Consider the following 24,310-nt stretch of genomic DNA (forward strand, 5'->3'; position numbering starts at 1 on the left):
CATGAAATTAGAAAAACTTTATTGGAAATCAAGTTATTACTGGATTAGATATTTAAACTATGACTATATATATCAAAATAGCGAACAGCATGAACTATGGTTATGCAATAGAAAAAAACAGTCTCTCATTATTATTAAAGATACCGTTAACTCATCACAAGAAATTAGATTTGACAAATCAAAGATTAAAGAAAACATCAATGATATTGCGCTAAAATTTAACTTCCAACCAAAAACCTGTGATTTTTACTACTTTTCGGACAAACCTGTCCCCATTGAAGATTTACAAGAATTACAGCCGTTAAAAATAAGTGTTAAAATAATAGCGTCTGAAGCTGATGCGCAACAATGTATACCGAATAAATTTTTACGTCGTCTTTTTAATAAAAAAGATAGTAAAACAACAGCTTATTACAAAAAAAGAGTGCTAAATCAAAATCCTCTAGACAAATATATGGCAAAATTTTCTCCTGCTACCTATAGTTTAATTACTATAAATATTGTAATTTGGCTTAGCATGATATTACTATTAAATCGCTTTTCAAATATAAAGCTCTTAGACATGGGTGGTTTAGTCCACTTTAACGTTGTTCATGGAGAATGGTATAGACTTATTACTTCGATGTTCTTACACTTTAATTTTGAACATATATTGATGAATATGCTATCGCTTTTTATATTTGGTAAAATTGTTGAAGCGATTATAGGCCCAATGAAAATGTTGATTTTATATATTATTTCTGGACTTTTCGGAAATTTTTTATCTTTGTCTTTTAATACTGATACTGTTTCAGCTGGTGCTAGTGGGGCAATTTTTGGGCTTATAGGTGCCATAATAGCAATGATGATAATAAGTAAAGTTTATTCTCGTAAGATGATTGGCCAATTATTGATTGCATTAGTTATACTAATTGGGTTTTCGCTGTTATTATCAAACGTTAATATCATGGCACACCTTGGTGGTTTTATATCTGGCTTATTACTAATCTATATAGGCTATTATTATAAAGCGAATCGGAATATTTTTTGGTTGCTCTTAATCGTATTTTTAATACTTTTCATTTTATTGCAGGTTAGAATATTCACGATTAAAGAAGATAATATTTACAATATTCTTATAGAAGATGAAATGAATCATTATAACTATAACGAAGCCGAAAAAATAGTTTCACAGACGTTGGATAATCATTATGATGATGCTAAAACATACTATTTAAAGGGGTTAATTACAGCAGCTACCAAATCTAAAGCTGAGAGCATTGCTGAGTGGGAAAGGGGATTGCGCAATTATCCTAATTCAGGATTATTAAATTATGAATTAGCTATCGCAAATCGATCACTTAGTGACAATAAAAAAGCTGAAAAATATATTAATCATGCTTTAAAGGTAGAACCCAACAATGCGGATTATTTAAATTTAAAAAAAGAGTTGAAAATAGTCAATGAAGACAAAAATTAATAATTTTTATGATGTTCAACAATTACTTAAAGAATTTGGCTATATTATTTATTTTAAAAATCCAAAAGATACGTGTGAAATGATGGCACAAGAGATTAGAAGCTTATTTGATTATCAGCTTATTTCAAAAGATACTTATTTAAAAAGTTTATTGATTATTAACCAAAGAAGGAATGAACACAAATGAAGAACATAATTTTAGCAGCAGATATTGGTGGCACAACTTGTAAACTAGGCATCTTTGATGAACAATTGAATCAATTAAAAAAATGGTCGATTCATACAGATACTTCTGATCCATCAGGTGTGACATTATTAACACAAATTAAACAATCATTTGAAAAACAACTACCACAACAAAATTACACAATGGACAATGTAATAGGCCTTGGGATAGGAGTTCCTGGTCCTGTTGATTTTGAAAGTGGTGTTGTATATGGTGCTGTTAATCTACATTGGCCAAACCATGTAAATGTAAGAGAAATTTTTTCCAAAATGCTTGATTGTCCAATTTATGTAGATAATGATGCTAATGTTGCAGCACTTGGCGAAAAACATAAAGGTGCCGGCAAAGGTGCCGATGATGTTGTAGCTATTACACTTGGTACTGGACTTGGCGGAGGCGTAATCTCTAACGGAAAATTAGTTCATGGACACAATGGTTCAGGTGCGGAATTAGGACACATTCGAACAGATTTTGATCAAAGATTTGATTGTAATTGTGGACATGCTGGTTGTATTGAAACTGTTGCTTCAGCTACTGGTGTGGTTAATTTAGTTAACTTTTATTATCCAAAATTAACTTTTAAATCATCAATTTTACCTTTAATTAAAGAAAATAAAGTTACTGCAAAAGCAGTTTTTGATGCAGCAAAAGCTGGTGATCAATTCTGTATTTTTATCACTGAAAAGGTTGCTAATCATATTGGCTATTTATGTAGTATCATTAGTGTAACTAGTAACCCTAAATATATTGTGCTAGGTGGTGGTATGTCTACAGCAGGTGCAATATTAATAGAAAACATCAAAACTGATTTTCATCATTATGCGTTCAAACCGGCTCAGAACAATACAGAGATTGTTCAAGCTAAACTAGGTAATGATGCTGGTATTACAGGCGCTGCCGGTTTAATTAAAACTTATATTATTGAAAAGGATGGTGTTAAATAATGGCTATTGTAGATGTAGTTGTTATTCCAGTAGGTACAGAAGGACCAAGTGTAAGTAAATATATTGCAGAAATACAAACAAAATTAAAAGAGTTTAAAGACCAAGGGAAAATTGATTATCAATTAACACCTATGAATACTTTAATAGAAGGCGATTTAAAAGATTTATTTGAAGTAGTACAAGCCATACACGAATTACCATTTGATAAAGGATTAGACCGAGTTTGTACGAATTTACGTATAGATGATCGAAGAGATAAAAAACGTAAAATGAATGATAAACTAAAATCTGTCCAAAAACATTTGGACAACAAAGGTGAATAAATTATGAGAATTTCAAAACTAACGTTAGGTTTAGTTGATACCAATACTTATTTTGTTGAAAATGATCATTCCGTTATTTTATTTGATCCCGCAGGTGAAGTAGATAAAATCTTTAAAAAATTAAATCAAATTAACAAACCATTACAAGCTGTTTTATTAACACATGCGCATTTTGATCATATAGGCGCACTTGATGAAGTATTAGCAAAATATCCAGTTCCCCTATATATGAATGATGAAGAATTCAGCTTTCTGACTACACCAGAAAAGAACGGATCTGAAAAATTCCAACAATATGGTATGCCAATAGTTGTTAGCACAGCTAAACCTAAGCCGCTTCAAGAAGGCCATGCAAATATTCAAGGCTTTGAGTTTGATGTCTTGCATACACCAGGACATTCTCCAGGTAGTTTATCTTATGTCTTTAATGACTTTGCAATAGTTGGTGATACACTATTTAATAATGGCATAGGACGAACAGATTTATATCGTGGTGATTACGAAACATTAGTTGACTCTATCAAAGATAAACTCTTTGAATTAGATGGCGATTTACCTTTGTTCCCTGGACACGGAGATTATACGACAGTTGATGATGAACAATTAAATCCCTATTTAAATGGTTAAAGTAAAAATAACACCTCCTACGTTTATATATGTAGGAGGTGCTTTTATGAAAATATTATTTAAGGAAATTGTTAACAAAGCGATACAACAGAATGCAAGTGATATTCACTTTATTCCAAGTCAAACTACTGTCATCATTAAATTTCGTGTTAATGACCAACTTGTAGATTATGAAGAATTAAATTTAAGCATCTATACTAAACTGTTAACGTTTATGAAATTTCAAGCTGGCTTAGATGTATCAACACATCAAATCGCCCAAAGTGGAAGATATACCTATCAATATAAGCAACAATATTACTTAAGAATCTCAACTTTACCACTATCATTAGGTACAGAAAGTTGCGTCATTCGTATCGTACCACAATACTTTCAACAACATAAAACGTGTTACCAATTTAATGATTTCAAACAGTTTATGAATAAAAAGCAAGGATTGTTATTATTTAGTGGTCCAACTGGATCTGGTAAAAGTACACTGATGTATCAAATGGTTTTATATGCACAACAAGAGCTTAATTTAAATGTTATTACAATTGAAGATCCAGTTGAACAGTTGATATCAGGCATTACACAAGTATCTGTAAATGATAAAGCAGGCATTAATTATGTATCAACATTTAAAGCTATTCTGCGCTGTGATCCTGATGTTATCTTAATTGGCGAAATTAGAGATGCCAGTATCGCAAAATGTGTTATTCAGGCAAGTTTAAGTGGCCATTTAGTATTATCTACAATTCACGCAAACAACTGCAAAGGAACTTTATTAAGATTATTAGAAATGGGAATTTCAGTTCAAGAAATATGTCAATCAATTAATTTAATCTCTAATCAAAAACTCATTACCACCCTAAATCAACAACGAGCATTGGTTTGCGAAATGATGATAAATCATCAAATAGAATACTTTTTTGAACATAATCATACCTTGCCTAAATCATTTCATCATTTATCACAGTTAATTGGTAACATGTCAAAAGAAGGGGTCATTTGTGAAGAAACTGCTAATAAATATACTTAATTATCATCGCAAGCCTTTAACTCACAAACAACAAGCAGAGTTGTTATTAAGCTTGTGTAATCTGTTAGACAATGGTTTTACATTACTTGAAAGCTTTAAATTCCTTAATTTTTATTATCTTTCTAAAAATGTACAGTTAGCATCACAAGTAATAAGCACTATAAAAAGCGGAGGTAATTGCTACGAAGTTTTAAAATTATTAACATTTTCTCCAGGTATTCTTTCACAAATTTATTTTGCAGAACAGTATGGTGAATTTACTAATTCATTAAGACAAACAGCTCAATATATGCAACGACATATCAAAGCAAAAGAACGGTTTATTAAAACCATACAATATCCAATCGTTTTAATTATTGTTTTTCTTGGCATACTGACAACTTTAAAATTAACTGTCTTACCTCAATTTACACAACTTTATGACACTATGAATGTTCCTGTATCACGAGGACAACATCTCCTTACAATACTTATCAGCTACCTACCTAATATTATTTTACTATTCTCAACTTTATTAATGATTTCTGTACTCATAATAAAATACTTTTTAAAACGTATCGATGTATATAAGCAAATACAATTTATAACTCATATACCTATTGCTAACAACTATTATAAATTGCTAATGACATATAAATTAGCTAACGAACTAGCATTGTTTTATAAGAATGGTATATCACTGCAAAAAATAGTATCTATATATACTGAGCAGAACAATGATATGTTTTTAAATTACCTTGGACAGCGATTATTAGAAAAATCTAATCAAGGTCAATCATTATCACAAATTCTCAAAGATGAAGCTTGTTTTCAAAATGATTTAATTAAATTTTTAGAACAAGGAGAAAAGAGTGGCAAATTAGATATAGAATTGCACTTTTATAGTCAAATCCTTATTCAGCAATTTGAAGAAAGAGTCAATAAACATTTAAAATTTATTCAGCCTTTCATCTTTATTATTTTAGGTTGCTTTATCATCACTATTTATCTAGTCATCATGTTACCAATGTTCAATTTGATTCAAACAATTAAATAATAAAGGAGCTAATTATGAAATTTTCTTTTTATAAAAAATGCAAAGCGTTTACACTAATAGAAATGTTATTAGTATTACTAATTATTAGTGTCTTGCTTATCTTAATTATTCCAAACATTGCCAAACAAACAGCACATGTACAATCAACAGGTTGTGAAGCACAAGTAAAGATGGTCAATAGCCAAATAGAAGCCTATACTCTAAAGCATAATGGATCTCCAAAAAGCATTGATGATTTAATTTCTGAGGGTTTTATTAAAGATGGTCAAAAGAATTGCAAATCTGGGGAAACCATCAGCATATCAAATGGTGAGGCAGTTGCAAATTAACAAAGCTAAAGCATTCACTTTAATTGAAACAATGCTTGCCTTATTTATCATACAACTTCTTCTTTTCATCTCAATAAGCTATCTTTCAACTTATCATTACATTCAATCTGCTCACAATAATAATGTAACATTACTAATCAATCAATTTGACTTTTATAAATCTAAAGCACTTCGGAATCATCAATCCATTACTTTATTATTTTCAAAAAACAGTAATCAAATAAAAGTGATTGAACAACATGGTCAAAAGTATCATTTTAGTATCTCTAATGGTTATATTTACCGTATATCTAATATTTCACTTCTAACTTTCAATGCCCAAGGAGAAATCAACCAATTTGGTTCTCTTTATATAAAATATCCAACTGCAACTTATAGAATAATTTTTAATATCGACCAAGGGAGAATACGTTATGAAAAAATATAGACTTCAAGGTGTACTACTTATTGATAGTCTATTCGGACTGTTAATCGTTGTTTTAATATATACGACGATAATCAGTTCATTTCAACAATTAATTAATAATTATCAAGAGGAGTTATATCATTTGGATAATTTAAACGTCATGCTAAACGCAGTTAAGCACTACAAATTTCAAGAATTAGCTAAAGGAGTTACTGTTGATGAGTATTATATTCATTTAAACTCATCATCAATTTGTGGTTTAAATGCACAGACACATATTAAAACATGTATTAAAATTTAGGATCGCTTCATTTACGTTAATTGAGATGCTATTAACCCTTTTTATAACCTTCACCCTCTGTATGTTGCTTCCTCTCTTTATTCATAATGCAAATTACTATTTTCATCAAGCAACGAATGCTTTTGATGTTGAATATGAATTATTTGCTATATCATTACACCAAAATAAAGTTTTTCAGCATGCTACTTTTGAAGTCAAAACTCCTCAGAAGATACTGATAAAAAAGAATCATGAATTACTATGGCTCAAATATCAATCTCATAAAATAATTTTAGAATATCCACACAAAGGTAATATTATTTTATTAAACGATGTACAGTCAGCGTCCTTTACTATTGTGAACCATCAATTTATTAAAATTCATTTGCAAAGTGGAGGTGTCATGAATACTTATGAAAAAAACTTATACCTATCACAATAAAGCTTTTATAAGTATCGCGCTTCTTGTAATTTTTACAATTTATCTATCACTTTTATTTTTATATACGGTACAATATACAGTAAAGCTTAAGACTTTAAATAATTTAGAAATGTATTACAATAATCAGATTATTGAGACGTTCAAAAAAGGAAGATGACATTGTTTAATTTTACAAAACCAATTATTTTTATTGGATTTATGGGTACTGGAAAATCAACGTTAGCACAATTTATGGCTCAAAAGCTCACTCTATCTTTTGTTGACTTAGATCAATTCATTGAAATAAACGAGCAGCAATCAATACCTGAAATATTTGCAACACGTGGTGAACAACATTTTCGTGAGTTAGAATATCATTACTTAAAAGAAGCGTTACAGCAATTTGATATTATTGCAACAGGTGGGGGAATTATTGAAAATGATGCTTCCTTTCATTATCTAAAAACGCAACAAAATGTGATATGGTTAGATTGCGACATCGATATAATTTATCAAAGAATTGTTAACGATTCACATCGACCTAATGCTAAAAGCAAAACCAAATCCCAATTAAAAAGCTTGTATTTAACAAGGGTTTCAAGATATAATGAAATCGCATTCATAAAAGTGAATAGTAGTTTTTCTATTCAACAACTTTATGAAGAGATTATCAATAGCATAAATCGCGATTGATCAGTATTAGAGAGCATAAAGTAGTTAAACTACTTTGTCGCCGAAGGTGCAAGTTGTATAAACGAAACTCTCAGGCAAAAGGATAATACTGTAACGCATCCTGAATTCGTTTATAAACAGGGTAGCTTTGGCTATCCTGTTTTTTTATAAAATAATAGGGGGTTTTTAAATGACAAGCGAATTAAAAAAAACACCATTGTATCAAAACTATGTAGATAGTGGTGCTAAGATTGTAGAATTCGGTGGATGGGCTATGCCTGTTCAATTTACTAGTATTAAAGATGAACATAAAGCAGTTCGATATGATATTGGGTTGTTCGATGTCAGTCATATGGGAGAAATAGCTATTAAAGGTAATGATGCTAGTAAATTTGTCCAATATTTACTTTCAAATGATACAAACAACTTAACTGATAATAAAGCTCAATACACTGCTTTATGTAATGAAGAAGGCGGTGTCATTGATGATTTAGTAATTTATAAATTAGAAAATAATGATTATTTATTAATCGTCAATGCTGCAAATACTGATAAAGACTTTACTTGGATAGAAAAGCAAAGTTCAAAGTTTGATGTGACAGTATCAAATGTTTCAGACAAATATGGTCAATTAGCTATTCAAGGACCAAAAGCAAGAGATTTAGTCAGTCAATTAGTTGATATAGATGTTAGTGAAATGAAACCTTTTGAATTCAAACAAAATGTAAAATTATTAGGAAAAAATGTAATTCTATCACAATCTGGATATACTGGTGAAGACGGCTTTGAAATCTATTGTGATATTAATGATACTGTTGATATTTGGAACGGCTTGTTAGAACACGATGTTGTACCATGTGGCCTTGGTGCACGTGATACATTACGTTTAGAAGCTGGGTTGCCATTACATGGTCAAGATTTAACAGAGAGTATTACACCATATGAAGGCGGAATTGCCTTTGCAGCTAAACCTTTAATTGAAGAAGACTTTATCGGTAAATCTGTCTTGAAAGATCAAAAAGAAAATGGTTCTAAACGAAGAACTGTAGGCCTAGAATTATTAGAAAAAGGCATAGCTCGTACTGGTTATGAAGTTATGGATTTAGATGGTAACGTGATTGGAGAAGTCACTTCTGGTACTCAATCACCAACATCTGGAAAATCTATTGCTTTAGCAATTATTAACCGTGACGAATTTGAAATGGGACGGGAATTATTAGTTCAAGTTAGAAAAAGACAATTAAAAGCTAAAATTGTTAAAAAGAATCAAATTGAAAAATAATTAAGGGGTGTGTACTTTGAGTCATCGTTATATTCCATTAACTGATAAAGATAAGCAAGAAATGTTAGATACTATTGGTGCGAAATCTATTAATGACCTATTTGGAGATGTACCTAAAGATATTCTTTTAAATAGGAATTTAAATATTGCTAGTGGAGAGTCTGAAACCACTTTATTGAAACGTTTAAACAATATAGCAAATAAAAACATTACGAAAGAGACGCATACTTCATTTTTAGGCGCTGGTGTATATGATCACTACGCACCATCTGTCGTAGATGCAATGATTTCACGATCAGAATTCTATACCGCTTATACACCTTATCAACCCGAGATTTCTCAAGGTGAGCTTCAGGCTATTTTTGAATTTCAAACACTGATTTGTGAATTAACAAATATGGATGTTGCCAATTCTTCAATGTATGATGGCATAACAAGTTTTGCCGAAGCTTGTATCTTAGCTTTTAACCATACTAAGAAAAACAAAATCGTTGTATCTAAAGGTTTACATTATCAAGCATTACAAGTTTTAGACACGTATGTGAAAGTACGCAAAGATTTCGAAGTTGTTGAAGTAGATCTTGACGGTACAGTTACTGATTTAGACAAATTAGAAGCAGCTATCGATGATAATACAGCTGCAGTTGCAGTACAATATCCTAATTTCTATGGATCAATTGAAGACTTGGAAAAAATCCATTCATTTATTGAAAATAAAAAAGCATTATTTATCGTCTATGCAAATCCATTAGCGTTAGGCTTACTGACACCTCCAGGTTCATTTGGTGCAGATATTGTAGTAGGCGATACGCAACCATTCGGTATTCCAGCACAATTTGGTGGGCCACATTGTGGATATTTTGCAACGACCAAAAAGTTAATGCGTAAAGTACCAGGTCGTTTAGTTGGGGAAACACAAGATGACCACGGAAATCGTGGATTTGTTTTAACTTTACAAGCTAGAGAACAACACATTCGTCGTGATAAAGCCACATCTAACATTTGTTCAAACCAAGCACTTAATGCACTAGCTTCATCAATTGCTATGTCTGCGCTTGGTAAACAAGGGATTTATGATATTGCAGTTCAAAATCTAGAACATGCAAATTATGCAAAAGAACAATTTAAGTCTCATGATTTTAAAGTTTTAGATGGTACATCATTTAATGAATTTGTGGTTCAATTTGATAAACCAATTGCAGATATCAACGCTCAATTAAAAGACGAAGGTATTATTGGCGGATTTGATCTTGGTGCCGTATCAGATGACTTGAACAATCATATGTTGATTGCAGTTACTGAATTAAGAACAAAAGAAGAAATTGATACATTCGTTAAGAAAGCTGGTGAGTTAAATGGTAAGTAAATCTAGCCCATTAATTTTTGAAAGATCTAAAGAAGGAAGATATGCGTATTCATTACCACAATCTGATATCAAAACCGACGCTGTATCATCAATTTTAGATGAGAAATTTATCCGAAAAGAAAAAGCGGAATTACCTGAAGTTGCTGAGTTAGACTTAGTTCGTCACTATACAGAGTTATCAAACAAAAACTTTGGTGTTGATTCTGGGTTTTATCCTTTAGGTTCTTGTACGATGAAGTATAATCCAAAAATTAATGAAAAAGTTGCACGTATTCCAGGATTTGCTGAATCTCATCCGCTCCAAGATGAGGATCAAGTTCAAGGCTCTTTAGAAATTATTTATAGCCTACAAGAAGAACTTAAAGAAATAACTGGCATGGATGAAGTCACACTTCAACCAGCTGCAGGTGCTCACGGTGAATGGACTGCATTAATGATTTTCAAAGCGTATCATCAAAAAAATGGTGAAGGCCATCGAGATGAAGTTATTGTTCCTGATTCTGCTCATGGTACAAATCCTGCTTCTGCATCATTTGCCGGATTTAAATCTGTCACTGTAAAATCAAATGAACGTGGAGAAGTTGATATTGATGACTTGAAACGTGTTGTTAATGAAAATACAGCAGCTATTATGTTAACTAATCCAAATACATTAGGAATTTTCGAAAAAAACATCATGGAAATTCGTGAAATCGTACATGAAGCAGGAGGATTACTTTATTATGATGGTGCGAACTTAAACGCTATCATGGATAAAGTACGCCCAGGAGATATGGGATTTGATGCCGTACACTTAAACCTTCACAAAACATTTACAGGTCCACATGGTGGTGGCGGCCCTGGTTCTGGACCAGTTGGTGTAAAAAAAGAATTAGCTAGCTATTTACCTAAACCTATGGTTATTAAAGAAGGGCAAACATATAAATACGACAATGACATTGAAAATTCTATTGGACGTGTCAAACCATTTTACGGTAACTTTGGTATTTATTTAAGAGCGTATACTTACATCAGAACGATGGGTGCTGAAGGTCTTAAAGAAGTATCTGAAGCTGCAGTATTAAATGCTAACTATATTAAAGCTAGTTTGAAAGACTATTTTGAAATACCTTATGAACAGTATTGTAAACATGAATTTGTGCTTAGCGGTTCTAAACAAAAAGAACATGGCGTGCGTACACTCGATATGGCAAAACGTCTACTAGACTTTGGTGTACATCCACCAACAATCTATTTCCCATTAAATGTTGAAGAGGGAATGATGATTGAACCAACAGAAACTGAGTCTAAAGAAACACTCGACCACTTTATTAATGCAATGATTGAAATTGCAGAAGAAGCAAAAAACGATCCTGATAAAGTATTAGAAGCACCACATACCACTATTATTGATCGTTTGGATGAAACACAAGCAGCACGTAAACCAGTATTAAAATTCGAAAATTTGCACGCTGAAAAAGAATAATCATAAATAATCCCTTATAGACAAGCACGTTTCTCTATAAGGGATTTATTTTTTCTAAAATCCAATATCTTAGTTCCATATATTAAAAACACATGAGCGCACATTGCTAGTGGCGGGCCCCCAGCACAAAGAAATGCGAAGCCATTTTTCAAGCGGGGCGAGTTGAAGTGGCTGAAAGCTGTCCTCTAAGAAAGCCAATCATAGGAAGTGTAGTCAATAAATTAGCCAGTAAATGAATTTACAAGAAACTCACTTACTGGCTAATTTTTCTAATGATGTCCCAAACGCATCTAATTTTTATCGTATTACTTTTTGGACTTGATTTTACCAGTCCATTTTTTATAGCCACCTTTTAACATATAAAGGTTTTTGTAGCCATTTTTCTTTAATATTCTTGCAGCACGATAACTTGCTATACCATTTGCATCACAAAGATAAATAGGTTGATCTTTTCTCAAACCTTGAAATCTTTGTTTAAACATCGTGATAGGAATATTTCGGGCACCATTAATATGTCCGTAATCGTAATCAACTTTCTCTCGCACATCTATCACTTGTGCTTTTCTTAGACCACTATGAAATTCATTTTGATCTAATTCTGTTACGGATCTTTTGTTCAAAATCCAATTATATAGCATGTAAAGAATGATTAAAACAATAATCGCTATAGCAATGATCAAAGAGATATTCATCTTGCATCCTCCCTAAATTACCGATATTATAATTATAAGACTGTTGGCGCAAATTATCAAAATAATTTAATGCTAATTCCGTAAATTATTTTAGTAATTTTACTTTAATGCTAGCATAGAAATATATAGATTAGTGAATGGAGTTTTTTTATGACTGAAACATGGAATTTTATCAATACTGGTAGTCATGATCCTTTTTATAATATGGCTATGGATGAAGCCTTATTAAACTTTGTTGCCAGTGGTGACATTGGGCCAGTTATTCGCTTTTATACGTGGAATCCTGCAACATTATCAGTGGGATACTTTCAGCGATTAACGAAAGAAATTGATATTGATAAAGTAAAAGAAAAAGGTTTCGGACTTGTAAGACGTCAAACCGGAGGACGTGGTGTTCTTCATGATAAAGAACTAACATACAGTGTTATTGTTCCTGAATCTCACCCTAATATGCCTTCTACTGTAACAGAAGCGTATCGCGTTATTTCACAGGGATTATTAGAAGGATATAAAGAACTTGGGTTAGACGCTTACTTTGCTATACCTAAATCAAAAGAAGAAAGAGAAAAGCTTAAACAACCTCGGAGTGCAGTATGCTTTGATGCTCCAAGTTGGTATGAATTGGTAGTTGAAGGGAGAAAAATTGCAGGAAGTGCACAAACAAGACAAAAAGGGGTTATCCTTCAGCACGGTTCATTACTTCAAGATGTTGATGTTGATGAATTATTTGATATGTTTATCTTCAAAAACGAGCGTTTAAAAAGTAAAATGAAAGCTGCTTTTGTAGATAAAGCTGTTGCCCTAAATGATATTGCTGATCACTATATTTCTATCACGGATATGGAACAAGCATTTGAAAAAGGTTTCAAACAAGGATTAGGTATAGAATTAAAGCCACTCACTTTGACAGATGAACAATTGCAAGAAGTAAAAAAACTCGAAGATAAATATCGTTCAGATGAATGGAATTATAGAAAATAATCACTTCTTTAATAAAACAGGGTCTGTGACGTAAATCCATAATAAACAGCAGTAAGATAATTTTTAGAAAATATCTTACTGCTGTTCTCTATTTTCACAATACTTCGTATTGTTAGCACGCTTTCTTAGGAGACAGCTTCAGCCACCCCAACTTGCTTTGTCCGTTGGCTTTCTTTTCGAAAGCCTATCTGTTGGGGCCCCTCCCCAACTTACTTTGTTCGACGAAATACTTTTCGCTTTTCTCTTTGTTGGCCCCCTCAGGAGTCTCACCTTAAATACTACGTATTAACATGTAATTTTACCTTTAAATGCTAAAAAATTAGTCACTTTCGTATAATTTATTATCTAATACATAAGGGAAAAGACAATTTCTATCAAATAATTTTAATAGAAATTGTCTTTTTACATTGTTTAAGAACTTAATGTCCCAGACCCTGTCTTATTGTACTTATTTACGATGTCTTTTTCGATATTTTCTTACAGCACGACGGTATTTGCGCTGATCCTCAGTCAAAAAGAAGAAATAGTAAATTAAATAAATAATTATGATGATAATGATAAGCCCAAAAATTGTCTTGGCAAATGAAACTACGAATACATTAAAATTCAAGATTAATCCTATAGCTGCTATAGCTAGAACAAGATAAAATATAAAATTTTTCACATTAAAACTCCTCGATATAATTCATTGCTTATTTTGTTGTTTGATTGTCACTTAAATTAACTTGTCCAAGTTCTGATTGTCCTTTTTTTAATTTCTTAGTATCCTTTGACTGATATCCAGATTTGATATCATCTAAAGCTGATGTTAAATCTTTATTTAATGATTTGATAACTTTATGTTTTTTCTTATTATCACTATTTAAATCATGCTCATTCACAGAAGATTGATAATTTGAATAGGCTTCAGAAAGTTTATTATCGATTTCATCTAATTTGTCTAAGTTCTCTTTTTTAACCTTAGATGAAGTTTTAGTCAAATCAAGTTTATTATACATATCTATAGCCTTAGTAATTTGTTGATAATATTCAGCAGAAGCTTTAAGAAATTTAGCTTCTTGGTTATTTGATGCTGCTTGTTTTTTATTATTTTTATCTTTTTCTAAAGCTTTAACTTTTTCTTTTTCTGATGTAACTTCACTGTTTAATTCTTGAATTTTTAATTTAAGCTGATGATTATCATCTCTTAACTGTGTCGTTTTATCTTCAAGTGGTCCTAAATTTTGAGATCCACAACCCGCTAAGAGTAACGACGCACCGATTGCCAAAACTATTTTTTTCATACGTATCTCCCTGTTTGAATATCACTTTATTTCTCCAATTATTATGCTATCATTTTAAAGTATAGATAAAAATACTACAAATGTTAACTAAGGAGGATTAATTATGAGTAAATTATCCCAAGTACGCCAACAGATATTAGATGCTAAAAAGTTAGATGCCATTGTGATATTATCCGATTTTAACCGCAGATATTTATCTGGGTTTACTGGCACAAGCGGCGCTTTAATTATTAGTCAGCAACAAAATATATTAATCACAGATTTTAGATATATTAAACAAGCTACAGAACAGGCAACTGATTTTGAAATTATAAATCGTACGCATGATCTTATCACAGAAGTAAAACAAGTGCTACTAGATAAGGGCTTCTCCACAATTGGTTTCGAGGGGCATTTAGTAAGTTACGATACCTATAAATCATTACAAGATAATACGATTACTTTTAGTTCAATTGCAAATGAAATCGAAACGATTCGTGAAATAAAATCATCCGCTGAAATCGACCTCATTAAAGAAGCAGCACATATCGTTGACGATACATATAATTATATTTTAACCGTCGCTAAAGCAGGCATGACTGAAAAAGAAATAAAAGCTTTATTAGAAAGTAAAATGCTACATCTTGGTGCAGATGGACCATCATTTGATACGATTGTTGCATCGGGCTATCGTGGTGCATTACCACATGGTGTGGCTAGTGATAAAATCATTGAGCAAGGGGATATGATTACTTTAGATTTCGGAGCATATTATCATGGTTATTGTTCTGATATAACACGTACATTCGGCATAGGAAAACCTAAAGCTCAATTGGAAGAAATATACAATATTGTATTAGAGTCACAGCAATTAGCAATCAATCAAATTAAAGCAGGTATGACCACACAACAAGCTGATGCTTTGGCAAGAGATTATATTGACAAGCATGGCTATGGGGACGCGTTTGGTCACTCTTTAGGGCATGGTATCGGATTAGACATTCATGAAGGGCCTTTGTTATCAAAAAACACGAATAATACATTAAAAGTTAATAATTGTGTTACCATTGAACCAGGTATTTATGTTGAAGGTCTTGGTGGTGTTCGAATAGAAGACGACATTTTAATTACAGAAAATGGCTGCGAAGTCTTTACTAAATGTACGAAAGACCTTATTATTTTATAGAAAGCGTATAATTGAGGAGGAAACTGAATGATTTCGGTTAATGATTTTAAAACAGGTTTAACAATTTCTGTAGATAATGCTATTTGGAAAGTTATCGACTTCCAACATGTAAAACCAGGTAAAGGTTCTGCCTTTGTTCGTTCGAAATTACGTAACTTAAGAACAGGTGCTATTCAAGAAAAAACTTTCCGCGCTGGTGAAAAAGTCGAACAAGCTATGATTGAAAATCGTCGTATGCAATATCTATATGCTGACGGAGATAACCATGTATTTATGGACAATGAAACATTTGATCAAACTGAATTATCTGGAGATTATTTAAAAGATGAATTAAATTACTTAAAAGCAAACATGGAAGTTCAAATTCAATCTTATGAAGGCGAAACAATTGGAGTTGAATTACCTAAAACAGTTGAGTTAGTAGTAACTGAAACCGAACCAGGTATTAAAGGGGATACTGCAACTGGTGCTACTAAATCTGCCACAGTTGAAACAGGATATACTTTAAACGTCCCATTATTTGTCAATGAAGGGGATACTTTAATTATTAATACTGGTGATGGTAGCTACATTTCAAGAGGATAGTCCTTGTAATACAACATTGAATTAAGCACACGATATAGACCATTATTTGTGCATATTAATAATGCTATTTTAGCACGCCATCTATTATCATTATGAGTTGAGCTGAGGCAAACATAAACTGTCTTAGCTCACTTTTATTTTGATTTTCATAGTAATAAACATCCCTTGCTTGAATTGACTCTAGCAGTCCAGTAAAATATACGAGTAAAGGAAAACAATCTTAAGGAGTCATTCATATGAATTTTAAAGAAATCAAAGAATTAATTGAAATTCTTGATCAATCAAACTTAACTGAAATCAACATTCAAGAAAAAGATAATATAGTTAGTCTAAAAAAAGAAAAAGAAACTGAAATCATTACACCACAATATTCAACTCAAGCTGCACCTGTTTATCAATCAAGTGAATCAAACTCAGCCTCACCTGTTAGTCAAAACGATGCTGCTACTGCTGAAAAACCACATTCAGATGAAAACTATAATACAATAAATGCACCAATGGTTGGCACATTTTATAAGTCACCATCTCCAGAAGAAGAAGCTTATGTTCAAGTCGGAGATAAAGTTACAAATGATTCAACCGTTTGTATATTAGAAGCTATGAAATTATTCAATGAAATTCAAGCTGAGATTACAGGTGAAATCGTAGAAATATTAGTAGAAGACGGACAAATGGTAGAGTATGGCCAACCGTTATTTAAGGTGAAATGATGAAAAAAGTATTAATTGCAAATCGTGGTGAAATCGCCGTACGCATCATACGTGCATGCCATGATTTAGGTATCCAAACAGTTGCAATCTATTCTGAAGGGGACAAAGACGCATTACATACTCAAATTGCTGATGAAGCATATTGCGTTGGTCCTACTCAGTCAAAAGATTCTTATTTAAATATTCCAAATATCTTATCAATTGCTACGTCAACAGGCTGTGATGGCGTACATCCAGGTTATGGATTTTTAGCTGAAAATGGAGACTTTGCTGAGTTATGCGAAGCCTGTCAATTAAAATTTATTGGACCTAGCTTTGAATCTATCCAAAAAATGGGGATTAAAGATGTAGCAAAAGCGGAAATGATTGCAGCAAATGTACCTGTAGTACCAGGTAGCGAAGGATTATTACAGTCGATTGATGATGCTAAACAAATTGCTAATCATATTGGTTATCCAGTAATAATTAAAGCGACTGCAGGTGGCGGCGGAAAAGGCATTCGTGTCGCACGTAATGATCAAGAATTAGAAAAAGGATATAAGATGACTCAACAAGAAGCAGAGACTGCATTTGGTAATGGAGGATTATATCTTGAAAAATTCATAGAGAATTTCCGACATATAGAAATTCAGATTATTGGTGATCAATTTGGACATGTAGTTCATCTTGGAGAACGCGATTGCACAATCCAACGACGCATGCAAAAGTTAGTTGAAGAATCCCCATCACCTATTCTAACTGAAGCTAAAAGAGAGGAAATGGGTGCTGCTGCAGTGAGAGCAGCACAAGCAGTTAACTATGAAAATGCAGGAACGGTAGAATTTATTTATGATTTAGATGATGATCAATTTTATTTCATGGAAATGAACACAAGAATTCAAGTTGAACATCCTGTCACTGAAATGGTAACAGGCATTGACTTAGTCAAACTTCAATTAAAAGTGGCCATGGGTGAAGCATTACCATTTACACAAAGTGATATAAAAATTAATGGGCATGCCATTGAATTTCGTATTAATGCTGAAAATCCATATAAAGATTTTATGCCATCACCTGGAAAGATTACACAATACTTAGCTCCAGGTGGCTTTGGAGTGAGAGTTGAATCAGCATGCTATACAAACTATACTATACCACCATTTTATGATTCTATGGTTGCAAAGCTTATCGTTCATGAACCAACAAGACGTGAAGCCATTAATACAGGAATTCGAGCTTTAAGTGAATATTTAGTATTAGGTATTGATACTACTATTCCATTCCATTTAAAATTATTAACGAATGATATTTTCCAAAGTGGTTTATTTAATACTAAATTCTTAGAACAGAACAATGTCATGTCTGATGAAAATTAATTAGGAGGTACGATTTATGGTAAATGTTGCAGATTATACAAATAAAAATTTAGGTAAAGTTGAAATCGCACCAGAAGTTTTATCCGTGATTGCCATTATAGCGACGTCTGAAGTAGAAGGTATATCAGGACATTTTGCTGACTTAAAAAATACAAACTTAGAAAAAATTAACCATAAAAACTTTAATAAACTATTAAAAATAGATGCTAAAGAGGAAGGCATTAACATTGATGTTTACTGTTCTTTAAAACATGGCACTAAAATTTCCAAAGCGGCAAGTAACATTCAATCCGCTATCTTTAATTCTATAAAAACAATGACGGCAATTGAATTAAATCAAATTAATGTGCACATCACACATATTACAGTTGAGAAATAAGACACACAATAGAAGGAGTTATTTATGAGTCGAAAAGAATCAAGAACTCAAGCATTTCAAACACTATTCCAGCTCGAAATGAAAGATAGTGATTTAAGCATTAGTGAAGCGATAAATTTTATTAAAGATGATCATCCTGACTTAGATTTCACCTTTATCCATTGGTTGGTTACTGGTGTGAAAGACCATGAGCCAATATTGGATAAAGCAATTGAACCTCATTTAAAAGATTGGTCATTAAATCGTTTATTAAAAACGGATCGTATTATTTTAAGAATGGCAACATTTGAATTACTGCATAGTGATACGCCACCAAAAGTGATCATAAATGAGGCGGTGGAACTTACAAAGCAATTCAGTGATGATGATCATTATAAATTTATCAATGGTGTTTTAAGCAATATAAATTAACAGTAATTGAGTGATAATTTATGACAGAATATTTAAGTGTCAGTACATTAACTAAATACATCAAATATAAGTTTGATCAAGATCCACATTTGCAATCTGTATTAATTAAAGGTGAATTATCAAATTTTAAACGTCATTCAAGTGGCCATCTCTATTTCAATGTTAAAGATCAAAATAGTGTTATTAGCGCAATGATGTTTAAAGGTAACGCAGCGAAAATTAATTTCGATCCTAAAGAAGGAGACGAGGTGCTCATTGAGGCACGCGTCTCAGTATACGAACGCCGTGGCAACTATCAAATCTATGTCAATAAAATGCAATTAGATGGTATAGGTAATTTATACCAACGCCTTGAAGAATTGAAAAAGAAATTAACTAAAGAAGGCCTTTTCGACCAACAATATAAAAAATCAATTCCAAAATATCCTAAAAAAATTGCCATTCTAACCGCAAGCACTGGTGCAGCTATTCGTGATATTCAAACAACAATAGAAAGTCGATATCCATTAGTCGAAAAGATTCCCATTAGTACACTTGTTCAGGGAACACAAGCAAAGCAAGATATCATTGAAAAAATTCGATATGCTGATAGTTTAAATGTTGACACAATTATCGTTGGACGTGGTGGTGGATCTATTGAAGACTTATGGAACTTTAATGAAGAAGAAGTTGTTCGAGCAATTTATAATTGCCAAACTCCTATTATTTCGGCAGTTGGCCATGAAACAGATTTTACTTTAAGTGATTTTGCTGCTGATATCCGTGCAGCCACACCAACACAAGCTGCTGTTATAGCAACACCAGATCAATATGATCTTATGCAACAAATTAAACAGCAACAATTTACATTAACTCGATATATAAAACAACGTATTGAACAGCATCGCAAACAATTACAACATATCTCATCATATTATAAATTTAAGCAACCTTCATTATTGTACGATCAACAGATACAACGACGTGATGATTTAGAAAAACAGTTAAATTTAAAAATAATTACAAAGCTTAAAGAGCAAAAGCAAAATTTACAAATAATACAGCAACGATTTAACATCAAAAATTTCAAACAGCATATATTAACTGAACAACGACAAACGAATCAGCTTGAAACCAATTTAACAAAAATAATACAACACCAGTTAAAACAATTTAACACATTATTGCATAATCAAGTTGAACAACTTAATCATTTAAGCCCAACCAATACAATGTTACGAGGTTATTCAATTATTCACAAAGATAATCAAGTTGTGACAAGCACACATGATTTAACGGTTAATGATGATATCACTTTAAATATGAAAGATGGTCAAGTAGAAGCTACTATTAAGAAAGTAAGGTGTGACAATGAGTAAAGATCAGCAAAGTTTTGAACAAATGATGGAAGAACTAGAAAATATCGTTACAAAATTAGATAATGAAACGGTGTCGTTAGAAGAATCTTTAGCCCTATATCAACGTGGCATGACATTATCAGCTGCTTGTGATACTACCTTAAAAGAAGCCGAGCAAAAAGTGAATGATTTAATGAAAGACGAATCAAAGGAAGATCATGATGACGAACCTATCGAAGAATGACTTAATTTCACAAGTCAACCAAGTATTAGACGATCTTATTCCTCAGTCAAAGCTCGGTACAAACCTTGAGGAAAGCATGCAATATTCAATTAATGCAGGGGGTAAACGCGTTCGCCCGCTATTACTTCTTCTTACATTGGATATGTTGAACAAAGATTATCAATTAGGATTAGCTACAGCAGCTGCTTTAGAAATGATACATACGTACTCGCTTATACATGATGATTTACCTGCTATGGATGATGATGATTATCGTCGTGGTAAGTTAACTAACCATAAAGTATTTGGCGAATGGAAAGCAGTTTTAGCAGGTGATGCACTATTAACTAAAGCTTTTGATGTCATTTCAAATGATACTCAACTTGATAACGATATTAAAGTTAAATTAATACAACGTTTAGCTTTTGCAAGTGGTCATCTAGGCATGGTCGGTGGACAAGCACTTGATATGCAAAGTGAGACTCAGGCAGTGGATATTTCAACATTAGAACAAATTCATAGAGCTAAGACTGGTGCGTTACTTACCTTTGCTGTCATGGCTGCAACTGATATTGCTCAAGTCAATGAGCATGTTGCAGAGCATCTTAATTTATTTAGCCAACATTTAGGATTAATGTTTCAAATCAAAGATGATTTACTTGATGTTTATGGAGAAGAATCAAAATTAGGTAAAAAAATTGGCAGCGACATAGATAATCATAAAAGTACGTATGTCTCATTATTAGGAAAAGATGATGCCGAAGAAAAATTAACAATGCATAAAAATGCTGCCCTAAATGAACTTGAGCAACTTAAAGAGGATTATGATATAAGTCAGCTAAAAGATATCGTTGAATTATTTTATACACGTGATCATTAAAATCAATTATAACATAACAACAAAAGGGGTATCCTTTTGTTGTTTTTCTGTACGAAACTAGTCAACTTATAAATATTCAAAACAATTGCAAAATGTATAAATGGTTTTCTAGCCACAACCTAAATATTCTAGTTAATAGCGTATTATTTTGAATCAAACATCTCTCGTCAATCATTTGTACACAACACACTCACACTATTTTATGTTCAAATTCAAATATCTATTCATAATAGCATTAGTAGTAGTTCTTTTAGCATTGTGATAAGATAAATGTATAAATATTCGTAAATAGAGGTGTTCATATTGGCTAAAAAATCTGTAAGACATATAAAAATAAGAGAAATTATTTCAAACGAACAAATAGAAACTCAAGATGAATTAGTTAAACGTTTGAATGAATATGAACTCAATGTAACACAAGCTACTGTCTCAAGAGATATTAAAGAATTACAACTTATTAAAGTTCCAGCACCATCAGGTCATTATGTTTATAGCTTGCCTAACGATAGAAGATATCATCCGCTTGAAAAATTGGGAAGATATCTTATGGACTCATTTGTAAATATAGAAGGTACTGGTAATCTTTTAGTTTTAAAAACATTACCAGGCAATGCACAATCGATTGGTGCCATTCTGGATCAAATTGATTGGCCAGAAGTGCTAGGAACAATTTGTGGTGATGACACATGTTTACTCATTTGTAGAGATGAAAATGCTAGTAATGAGATTAAATCTCGAATTTTTAACTTATTATAAGGATGCGATGAATGTATGCTACAGAATTTATCAATCAAACAATTTGCCATCATTGACGAATTAGAAATTCAATTTTCTGATGGACTAACTGTTTTGAGTGGTGAAACAGGTGCTGGAAAATCTATTATTATTGATGCCATAGGACAATTAATTGGTATGAGAGCGTCATCCGACTTTGTGCGTCATGGCGAAAAGAAAGCCATTATTGAAGGTATCTTCGACATAGATAATAGCATTGAAGCCATTTCGATACTTTCCGAACTTGGCATAGATATCGATGAAGATTTTTTGTTAGTGAAACGTGAAATATTTAGCTCTGGTAAAAGTATCTGTCGCTTAAATAATCAAACCGTTACCCTTCAAGATTTACGTAAAGTTATGCAAGAATTATTAGATATACATGGTCAACATGAAACGCAATCCTTATTAAAGCAAAAATATCATTTAAAATTACTTGATGATTATGCCGAAGATAAATACTTAAAGTTAAAAGAGCAGTATCAAGACATATTTCGTTCTTATAAACAGAAACAAAAAGAACTTGAAGAGCTTGAATCTGCTGATCAAGCACTACTGCAACGTTTAGACTTAATGAAGTTTCAGTATGAAGAATTACAAGAAGCTCAATTAAAAGAAGATGAAGAAGAACAACTAGAAAGTGACATTAATCGTATTCAAAATTCTGAAAAGTTAAGCATTGCACTAAATAACGCTCATATGACATTAACAGATGACAATGCCATAACCGATCGTTTATATGAGTTTAGCAATCAATTACAAGTTATTAATGACATTTTGCCAAATAAATACCAAAAACTTAAAGAGGAAGTAGATCAATTCTACTATACTTTAGAAGATGCTAAACACGAGCTATATGATGACATGACTAATACAGAATTTGATGAGCAAGTATTAAATGAAGCAGAATCTAGAATGAATTTATTAAATAATTTAAAACGAAAGTATGGCAAGGATATTCCTAGTTTGATCACTTATCAAAGTAAGCTCGAACATGAAATTTCAAAAATTGAAAACTACGAAGAAAGTACGGCACAACTAAAAGAAGAGATTAACATACTTAAAGATAGGGTTTATGATAAAGGACAACAGTTATCTAAGGAACGACGAAATGTTGCTCTTGAATTAAGAGATCATATTGTTGCGGAAATTCGCAATTTACAAATGAAAGATGCAAATTTAGAAATTGCCTTTCAACCACTTGAAGAACCGAATCAAGACGGTATTGAGTTTGTAGAGTTCTTAATAAGTCCTAATAAAGGAGAACCATTAAAAAGCTTAAATAAAGTTGCTTCAGGCGGTGAATTATCACGTATCATGCTTGCACTAAAAAGTATTTTTGTTAAATCAAGAGGTCAAACAGCTATTTTGTTTGACGAAGTAGATTCAGGTGTTTCAGGACAAGCTGCTCAAAAAATGGCAGAAAAAATGCAAGATATCGCTTCTTATATACAAGTTATATGTATTTCGCATTTGCCACAAGTAGCTTCTATGAGTGATCACCATCTATTAATAAGTAAAGCCTCGGATGATAGTCGCACAACAACACATGTGAAAGAGTTAAAAAATGAAGAACGTATTAATGAGGTCGCGCGCATGATCTCGGGTGCACATGTTACTGATTTAACACGTGAAAATGCAAAAGAAATGATATCACAAAATCAACGTCAAACTTAAA

The 24,310-nt window shown here is 32.0% G+C and carries 30 protein-coding genes and 1 riboswitch; of the genes, 27 read left to right on the forward strand and 3 right to left on the reverse strand.

The window, feature by feature from the left end; all coding sequences use genetic code 11:
- The first annotated feature begins 1 nt into the window (after position 1).
- The 15 genes from CD041_RS02230 to gcvPB all read left to right on the forward strand — a co-directional run bounded on the left by CD041_RS02230 (position 2) and on the right by gcvPB (position 11,857).
- The gene (locus CD041_RS02230) at positions 2–1,459 is read left to right on the forward strand and encodes a rhomboid family protein (RefSeq protein ID WP_002478127.1); all 1,458 of its coding nucleotides are present in this window, start codon (positions 2–4) and stop codon (positions 1,457–1,459) included.
- On the forward strand, positions 1,443–1,646 hold the full coding sequence (locus CD041_RS02235; RefSeq protein ID WP_070648475.1) for a YqgQ family protein: 204 nt from the start codon (positions 1,443–1,445) through the stop codon (positions 1,644–1,646). Before CD041_RS02230 ends, CD041_RS02235 begins: the two co-directional genes overlap by 17 nt.
- On the forward strand, positions 1,643–2,629 hold the full coding sequence (locus CD041_RS02240) for an ROK family glucokinase (RefSeq protein WP_070648477.1): 987 nt from the start codon (positions 1,643–1,645) through the stop codon (positions 2,627–2,629). The genes CD041_RS02235 and CD041_RS02240 overlap by 4 nt, the downstream gene beginning before the upstream one ends.
- Positions 2,629–2,952 (forward strand): MTH1187 family thiamine-binding protein, encoded by a 324-nt coding sequence (locus CD041_RS02245; RefSeq protein WP_002459012.1) that lies wholly within the window; start codon positions 2,629–2,631, stop codon positions 2,950–2,952. Before CD041_RS02240 ends, CD041_RS02245 begins: the two co-directional genes overlap by 1 nt.
- Before the next feature lie 3 nt (positions 2,953–2,955).
- Positions 2,956–3,579, forward strand: coding sequence for an MBL fold metallo-hydrolase (locus CD041_RS02250; RefSeq protein WP_002459013.1), 624 nt, complete (start codon positions 2,956–2,958; stop codon positions 3,577–3,579).
- Positions 3,580–3,625: 46 nt separating this feature from the next.
- Positions 3,626–4,600 (forward strand): competence type IV pilus ATPase ComGA, encoded by a 975-nt coding sequence (gene comGA, locus CD041_RS02255; RefSeq protein ID WP_080606567.1) that lies wholly within the window; start codon positions 3,626–3,628, stop codon positions 4,598–4,600.
- Positions 4,572–5,636 carry a competence type IV pilus assembly protein ComGB gene (comGB, locus tag CD041_RS02260; RefSeq protein WP_070648479.1) on the forward strand — a complete coding sequence of 355 codons (1,065 nt, stop codon included), beginning with the start codon at positions 4,572–4,574 and terminating at the stop codon, positions 5,634–5,636. Before comGA ends, comGB begins: the two co-directional genes overlap by 29 nt.
- A 14-nt stretch (positions 5,637–5,650) precedes the next feature.
- Positions 5,651–5,965 carry a competence type IV pilus major pilin ComGC gene (gene comGC / locus CD041_RS02265; protein ID WP_002459016.1) on the forward strand — a complete coding sequence of 105 codons (315 nt, stop codon included), beginning with the start codon at positions 5,651–5,653 and terminating at the stop codon, positions 5,963–5,965.
- Positions 5,898–6,392, forward strand: coding sequence for a competence type IV pilus minor pilin ComGD (gene comGD / locus CD041_RS02270; protein ID WP_225306455.1), 495 nt, complete (start codon positions 5,898–5,900; stop codon positions 6,390–6,392). Before comGC ends, comGD begins: the two co-directional genes overlap by 68 nt.
- Entirely contained in the window at positions 6,379–6,672 is a 294-nt protein-coding gene (locus CD041_RS02275; RefSeq protein WP_070648483.1) for a hypothetical protein, read from the forward strand. The genes comGD and CD041_RS02275 overlap by 14 nt, the downstream gene beginning before the upstream one ends.
- Before the next feature lie 61 nt (positions 6,673–6,733).
- Positions 6,734–7,093 (forward strand): competence type IV pilus minor pilin ComGF, encoded by a 360-nt coding sequence (locus tag CD041_RS02280; protein ID WP_002459019.1) that lies wholly within the window; start codon positions 6,734–6,736, stop codon positions 7,091–7,093.
- Positions 7,094–7,246: 153 nt separating this feature from the next.
- On the forward strand, positions 7,247–7,765 hold the full coding sequence (locus CD041_RS02290; RefSeq protein WP_002459021.1) for a shikimate kinase: 519 nt from the start codon (positions 7,247–7,249) through the stop codon (positions 7,763–7,765).
- Positions 7,762–7,861, forward strand: a riboswitch (glycine riboswitch). Its footprint overlaps the gene before it by 4 nt.
- A 73-nt stretch (positions 7,862–7,934) precedes the next feature.
- Complete coding sequence (gcvT, locus tag CD041_RS02295; protein ID WP_037544364.1) at positions 7,935–9,026, forward strand: glycine cleavage system aminomethyltransferase GcvT; 1,092 nt, start codon at positions 7,935–7,937, stop codon at positions 9,024–9,026.
- A gap of 16 nt (positions 9,027–9,042) precedes the next feature.
- Positions 9,043–10,392 carry an aminomethyl-transferring glycine dehydrogenase subunit GcvPA gene (gene gcvPA, locus CD041_RS02300; protein WP_002478134.1) on the forward strand — a complete coding sequence of 450 codons (1,350 nt, stop codon included), beginning with the start codon at positions 9,043–9,045 and terminating at the stop codon, positions 10,390–10,392.
- A complete protein-coding gene (gcvPB, locus tag CD041_RS02305; protein ID WP_002478135.1) occupies positions 10,382–11,857 on the forward strand; it encodes an aminomethyl-transferring glycine dehydrogenase subunit GcvPB in 1,476 nt (491 codons plus the stop codon). Before gcvPA ends, gcvPB begins: the two co-directional genes overlap by 11 nt.
- A 305-nt stretch (positions 11,858–12,162) precedes the next feature.
- On the opposite strand, the gene CD041_RS02310 is transcribed toward gcvPB, so the two are convergent.
- On the reverse strand, positions 12,163–12,549 hold the full coding sequence (locus tag CD041_RS02310) for a rhodanese-like domain-containing protein (RefSeq protein ID WP_002459025.1): 387 nt from the start codon (positions 12,547–12,549) through the stop codon (positions 12,163–12,165).
- A gap of 150 nt (positions 12,550–12,699) precedes the next feature.
- Between CD041_RS02310 and lipM the strand changes: the two genes are divergently transcribed.
- Positions 12,700–13,530, forward strand: a complete 831-nt coding sequence (gene lipM / locus CD041_RS02315) for an octanoyltransferase LipM (protein WP_002459026.1) — start codon at positions 12,700–12,702, stop codon at positions 13,528–13,530.
- A 448-nt stretch (positions 13,531–13,978) separates the two neighbouring features.
- Here lipM and CD041_RS02325 read toward each other — a convergent pair whose 3' ends face one another.
- Together CD041_RS02325 and CD041_RS02330 are read right to left on the reverse strand one after the other, a co-directional pair.
- Positions 13,979–14,194 carry an SA1362 family protein gene (locus CD041_RS02325; protein WP_002459027.1) on the reverse strand — a complete coding sequence of 72 codons (216 nt, stop codon included), beginning with the start codon at positions 14,192–14,194 and terminating at the stop codon, positions 13,979–13,981.
- Positions 14,195–14,222: 28 nt separating this feature from the next.
- Entirely contained in the window at positions 14,223–14,813 is a 591-nt protein-coding gene (locus tag CD041_RS02330) for a putative periplasmic lipoprotein (RefSeq protein WP_002478136.1), read from the reverse strand.
- A 103-nt stretch (positions 14,814–14,916) separates the two neighbouring features.
- Here CD041_RS02330 and CD041_RS02335 point away from each other — a divergent pair, with 103 nt between their 5' ends.
- From CD041_RS02335 to recN, 11 genes are all read left to right on the forward strand, one after another.
- On the forward strand, positions 14,917–15,978 hold the full coding sequence (locus CD041_RS02335; RefSeq protein ID WP_002459029.1) for a M24 family metallopeptidase: 1,062 nt from the start codon (positions 14,917–14,919) through the stop codon (positions 15,976–15,978).
- 27 nt (positions 15,979–16,005) lie between these two features.
- Positions 16,006–16,563, forward strand: coding sequence for an elongation factor P (gene efp, locus CD041_RS02340; RefSeq protein WP_002459030.1), 558 nt, complete (start codon positions 16,006–16,008; stop codon positions 16,561–16,563).
- Positions 16,564–16,799: 236 nt separating this feature from the next.
- Positions 16,800–17,273 carry an acetyl-CoA carboxylase biotin carboxyl carrier protein gene (gene accB, locus CD041_RS02345; protein WP_037544360.1) on the forward strand — a complete coding sequence of 158 codons (474 nt, stop codon included), beginning with the start codon at positions 16,800–16,802 and terminating at the stop codon, positions 17,271–17,273.
- The gene (gene accC, locus CD041_RS02350; RefSeq protein ID WP_002478138.1) at positions 17,273–18,628 is read left to right on the forward strand and encodes an acetyl-CoA carboxylase biotin carboxylase subunit; all 1,356 of its coding nucleotides are present in this window, start codon (positions 17,273–17,275) and stop codon (positions 18,626–18,628) included. The genes accB and accC overlap by 1 nt, the downstream gene beginning before the upstream one ends.
- A gap of 16 nt (positions 18,629–18,644) precedes the next feature.
- Positions 18,645–19,007, forward strand: coding sequence for an Asp23/Gls24 family envelope stress response protein (locus tag CD041_RS02355; RefSeq protein ID WP_002459033.1), 363 nt, complete (start codon positions 18,645–18,647; stop codon positions 19,005–19,007).
- Positions 19,008–19,031: 24 nt separating this feature from the next.
- A complete protein-coding gene (nusB, locus tag CD041_RS02360; RefSeq protein ID WP_002459034.1) occupies positions 19,032–19,418 on the forward strand; it encodes a transcription antitermination factor NusB in 387 nt (128 codons plus the stop codon).
- A 20-nt stretch (positions 19,419–19,438) separates the two neighbouring features.
- Positions 19,439–20,776 (forward strand): exodeoxyribonuclease VII large subunit, encoded by a 1,338-nt coding sequence (gene xseA, locus CD041_RS02365; protein WP_070648490.1) that lies wholly within the window; start codon positions 19,439–19,441, stop codon positions 20,774–20,776.
- Positions 20,769–20,999, forward strand: coding sequence for an exodeoxyribonuclease VII small subunit (locus CD041_RS02370; RefSeq protein WP_002459036.1), 231 nt, complete (start codon positions 20,769–20,771; stop codon positions 20,997–20,999). Before xseA ends, CD041_RS02370 begins: the two co-directional genes overlap by 8 nt.
- Positions 20,977–21,858 (forward strand): polyprenyl synthetase family protein, encoded by an 882-nt coding sequence (locus CD041_RS02375; protein WP_070648492.1) that lies wholly within the window; start codon positions 20,977–20,979, stop codon positions 21,856–21,858. Before CD041_RS02370 ends, CD041_RS02375 begins: the two co-directional genes overlap by 23 nt.
- 303 nt (positions 21,859–22,161) lie before the next feature.
- The gene (gene ahrC / locus CD041_RS02380) at positions 22,162–22,614 is read left to right on the forward strand and encodes a transcriptional regulator AhrC/ArgR (RefSeq protein WP_002478141.1); all 453 of its coding nucleotides are present in this window, start codon (positions 22,162–22,164) and stop codon (positions 22,612–22,614) included.
- 15 nt (positions 22,615–22,629) lie between these two features.
- Entirely contained in the window at positions 22,630–24,309 is a 1,680-nt protein-coding gene (gene recN, locus CD041_RS02385) for a DNA repair protein RecN (protein WP_002459039.1), read from the forward strand.
- Position 24,310: the final 1 nt, after the last annotated feature.

The sequence above is a fragment of the Staphylococcus lugdunensis genome (assembly GCF_002901705.1).
Taxonomy (GTDB): Bacteria; Bacillota; Bacilli; order Staphylococcales; family Staphylococcaceae; genus Staphylococcus; species Staphylococcus lugdunensis.

What these genes read in the sequence shown, in the direction of transcription:
- CD041_RS02230 (WP_002478127.1), top strand. Translation starts at nt 2, where the DNA reads ATGAAATTAGAAAAACTTTATTGGAAATCAAGTTATTACTGGATTAGA.
- CD041_RS02235 (WP_070648475.1), top strand. Translation starts at nt 1,443, where the DNA reads ATGAAGACAAAAATTAATAATTTTTATGATGTTCAACAATTACTTAAA.
- CD041_RS02240 (WP_070648477.1), top strand. Translation starts at nt 1,643, where the DNA reads ATGAAGAACATAATTTTAGCAGCAGATATTGGTGGCACAACTTGTAAA.
- CD041_RS02245 (WP_002459012.1), top strand. Translation starts at nt 2,629, where the DNA reads ATGGCTATTGTAGATGTAGTTGTTATTCCAGTAGGTACAGAAGGACCA.
- CD041_RS02250 (WP_002459013.1), top strand. Translation starts at nt 2,956, where the DNA reads ATGAGAATTTCAAAACTAACGTTAGGTTTAGTTGATACCAATACTTAT.
- comGA (WP_080606567.1), top strand. Translation starts at nt 3,626, where the DNA reads ATGAAAATATTATTTAAGGAAATTGTTAACAAAGCGATACAACAGAAT.
- comGC (WP_002459016.1), top strand. Translation starts at nt 5,651, where the DNA reads ATGAAATTTTCTTTTTATAAAAAATGCAAAGCGTTTACACTAATAGAA.
- comGD (WP_225306455.1), top strand. Translation starts at nt 5,898, where the DNA reads ATGGTCAAAAGAATTGCAAATCTGGGGAAACCATCAGCATATCAAATG.
- CD041_RS02275 (WP_070648483.1), top strand. Translation starts at nt 6,379, where the DNA reads ATGAAAAAATATAGACTTCAAGGTGTACTACTTATTGATAGTCTATTC.
- CD041_RS02280 (WP_002459019.1), top strand. Translation starts at nt 6,734, where the DNA reads ATGTTGCTTCCTCTCTTTATTCATAATGCAAATTACTATTTTCATCAA.
- CD041_RS02290 (WP_002459021.1), top strand. Translation starts at nt 7,247, where the DNA reads ATGACATTGTTTAATTTTACAAAACCAATTATTTTTATTGGATTTATG.
- gcvT (WP_037544364.1), top strand. Translation starts at nt 7,935, where the DNA reads ATGACAAGCGAATTAAAAAAAACACCATTGTATCAAAACTATGTAGAT.
- gcvPB (WP_002478135.1), top strand. Translation starts at nt 10,382, where the DNA reads ATGGTAAGTAAATCTAGCCCATTAATTTTTGAAAGATCTAAAGAAGGA.
- CD041_RS02310 (WP_002459025.1), bottom strand. Translation starts at nt 12,549, where the DNA reads ATGAATATCTCTTTGATCATTGCTATAGCGATTATTGTTTTAATCATT.
- lipM (WP_002459026.1), top strand. Translation starts at nt 12,700, where the DNA reads ATGACTGAAACATGGAATTTTATCAATACTGGTAGTCATGATCCTTTT.
- CD041_RS02330 (WP_002478136.1), bottom strand. Translation starts at nt 14,813, where the DNA reads ATGAAAAAAATAGTTTTGGCAATCGGTGCGTCGTTACTCTTAGCGGGT.
- CD041_RS02335 (WP_002459029.1), top strand. Translation starts at nt 14,917, where the DNA reads ATGAGTAAATTATCCCAAGTACGCCAACAGATATTAGATGCTAAAAAG.
- efp (WP_002459030.1), top strand. Translation starts at nt 16,006, where the DNA reads ATGATTTCGGTTAATGATTTTAAAACAGGTTTAACAATTTCTGTAGAT.
- accB (WP_037544360.1), top strand. Translation starts at nt 16,800, where the DNA reads ATGAATTTTAAAGAAATCAAAGAATTAATTGAAATTCTTGATCAATCA.
- accC (WP_002478138.1), top strand. Translation starts at nt 17,273, where the DNA reads ATGAAAAAAGTATTAATTGCAAATCGTGGTGAAATCGCCGTACGCATC.
- CD041_RS02355 (WP_002459033.1), top strand. Translation starts at nt 18,645, where the DNA reads ATGGTAAATGTTGCAGATTATACAAATAAAAATTTAGGTAAAGTTGAA.
- nusB (WP_002459034.1), top strand. Translation starts at nt 19,032, where the DNA reads ATGAGTCGAAAAGAATCAAGAACTCAAGCATTTCAAACACTATTCCAG.
- xseA (WP_070648490.1), top strand. Translation starts at nt 19,439, where the DNA reads ATGACAGAATATTTAAGTGTCAGTACATTAACTAAATACATCAAATAT.
- CD041_RS02370 (WP_002459036.1), top strand. Translation starts at nt 20,769, where the DNA reads ATGAGTAAAGATCAGCAAAGTTTTGAACAAATGATGGAAGAACTAGAA.
- CD041_RS02375 (WP_070648492.1), top strand. Translation starts at nt 20,977, where the DNA reads ATGACGAACCTATCGAAGAATGACTTAATTTCACAAGTCAACCAAGTA.
- recN (WP_002459039.1), top strand. Translation starts at nt 22,630, where the DNA reads ATGCTACAGAATTTATCAATCAAACAATTTGCCATCATTGACGAATTA.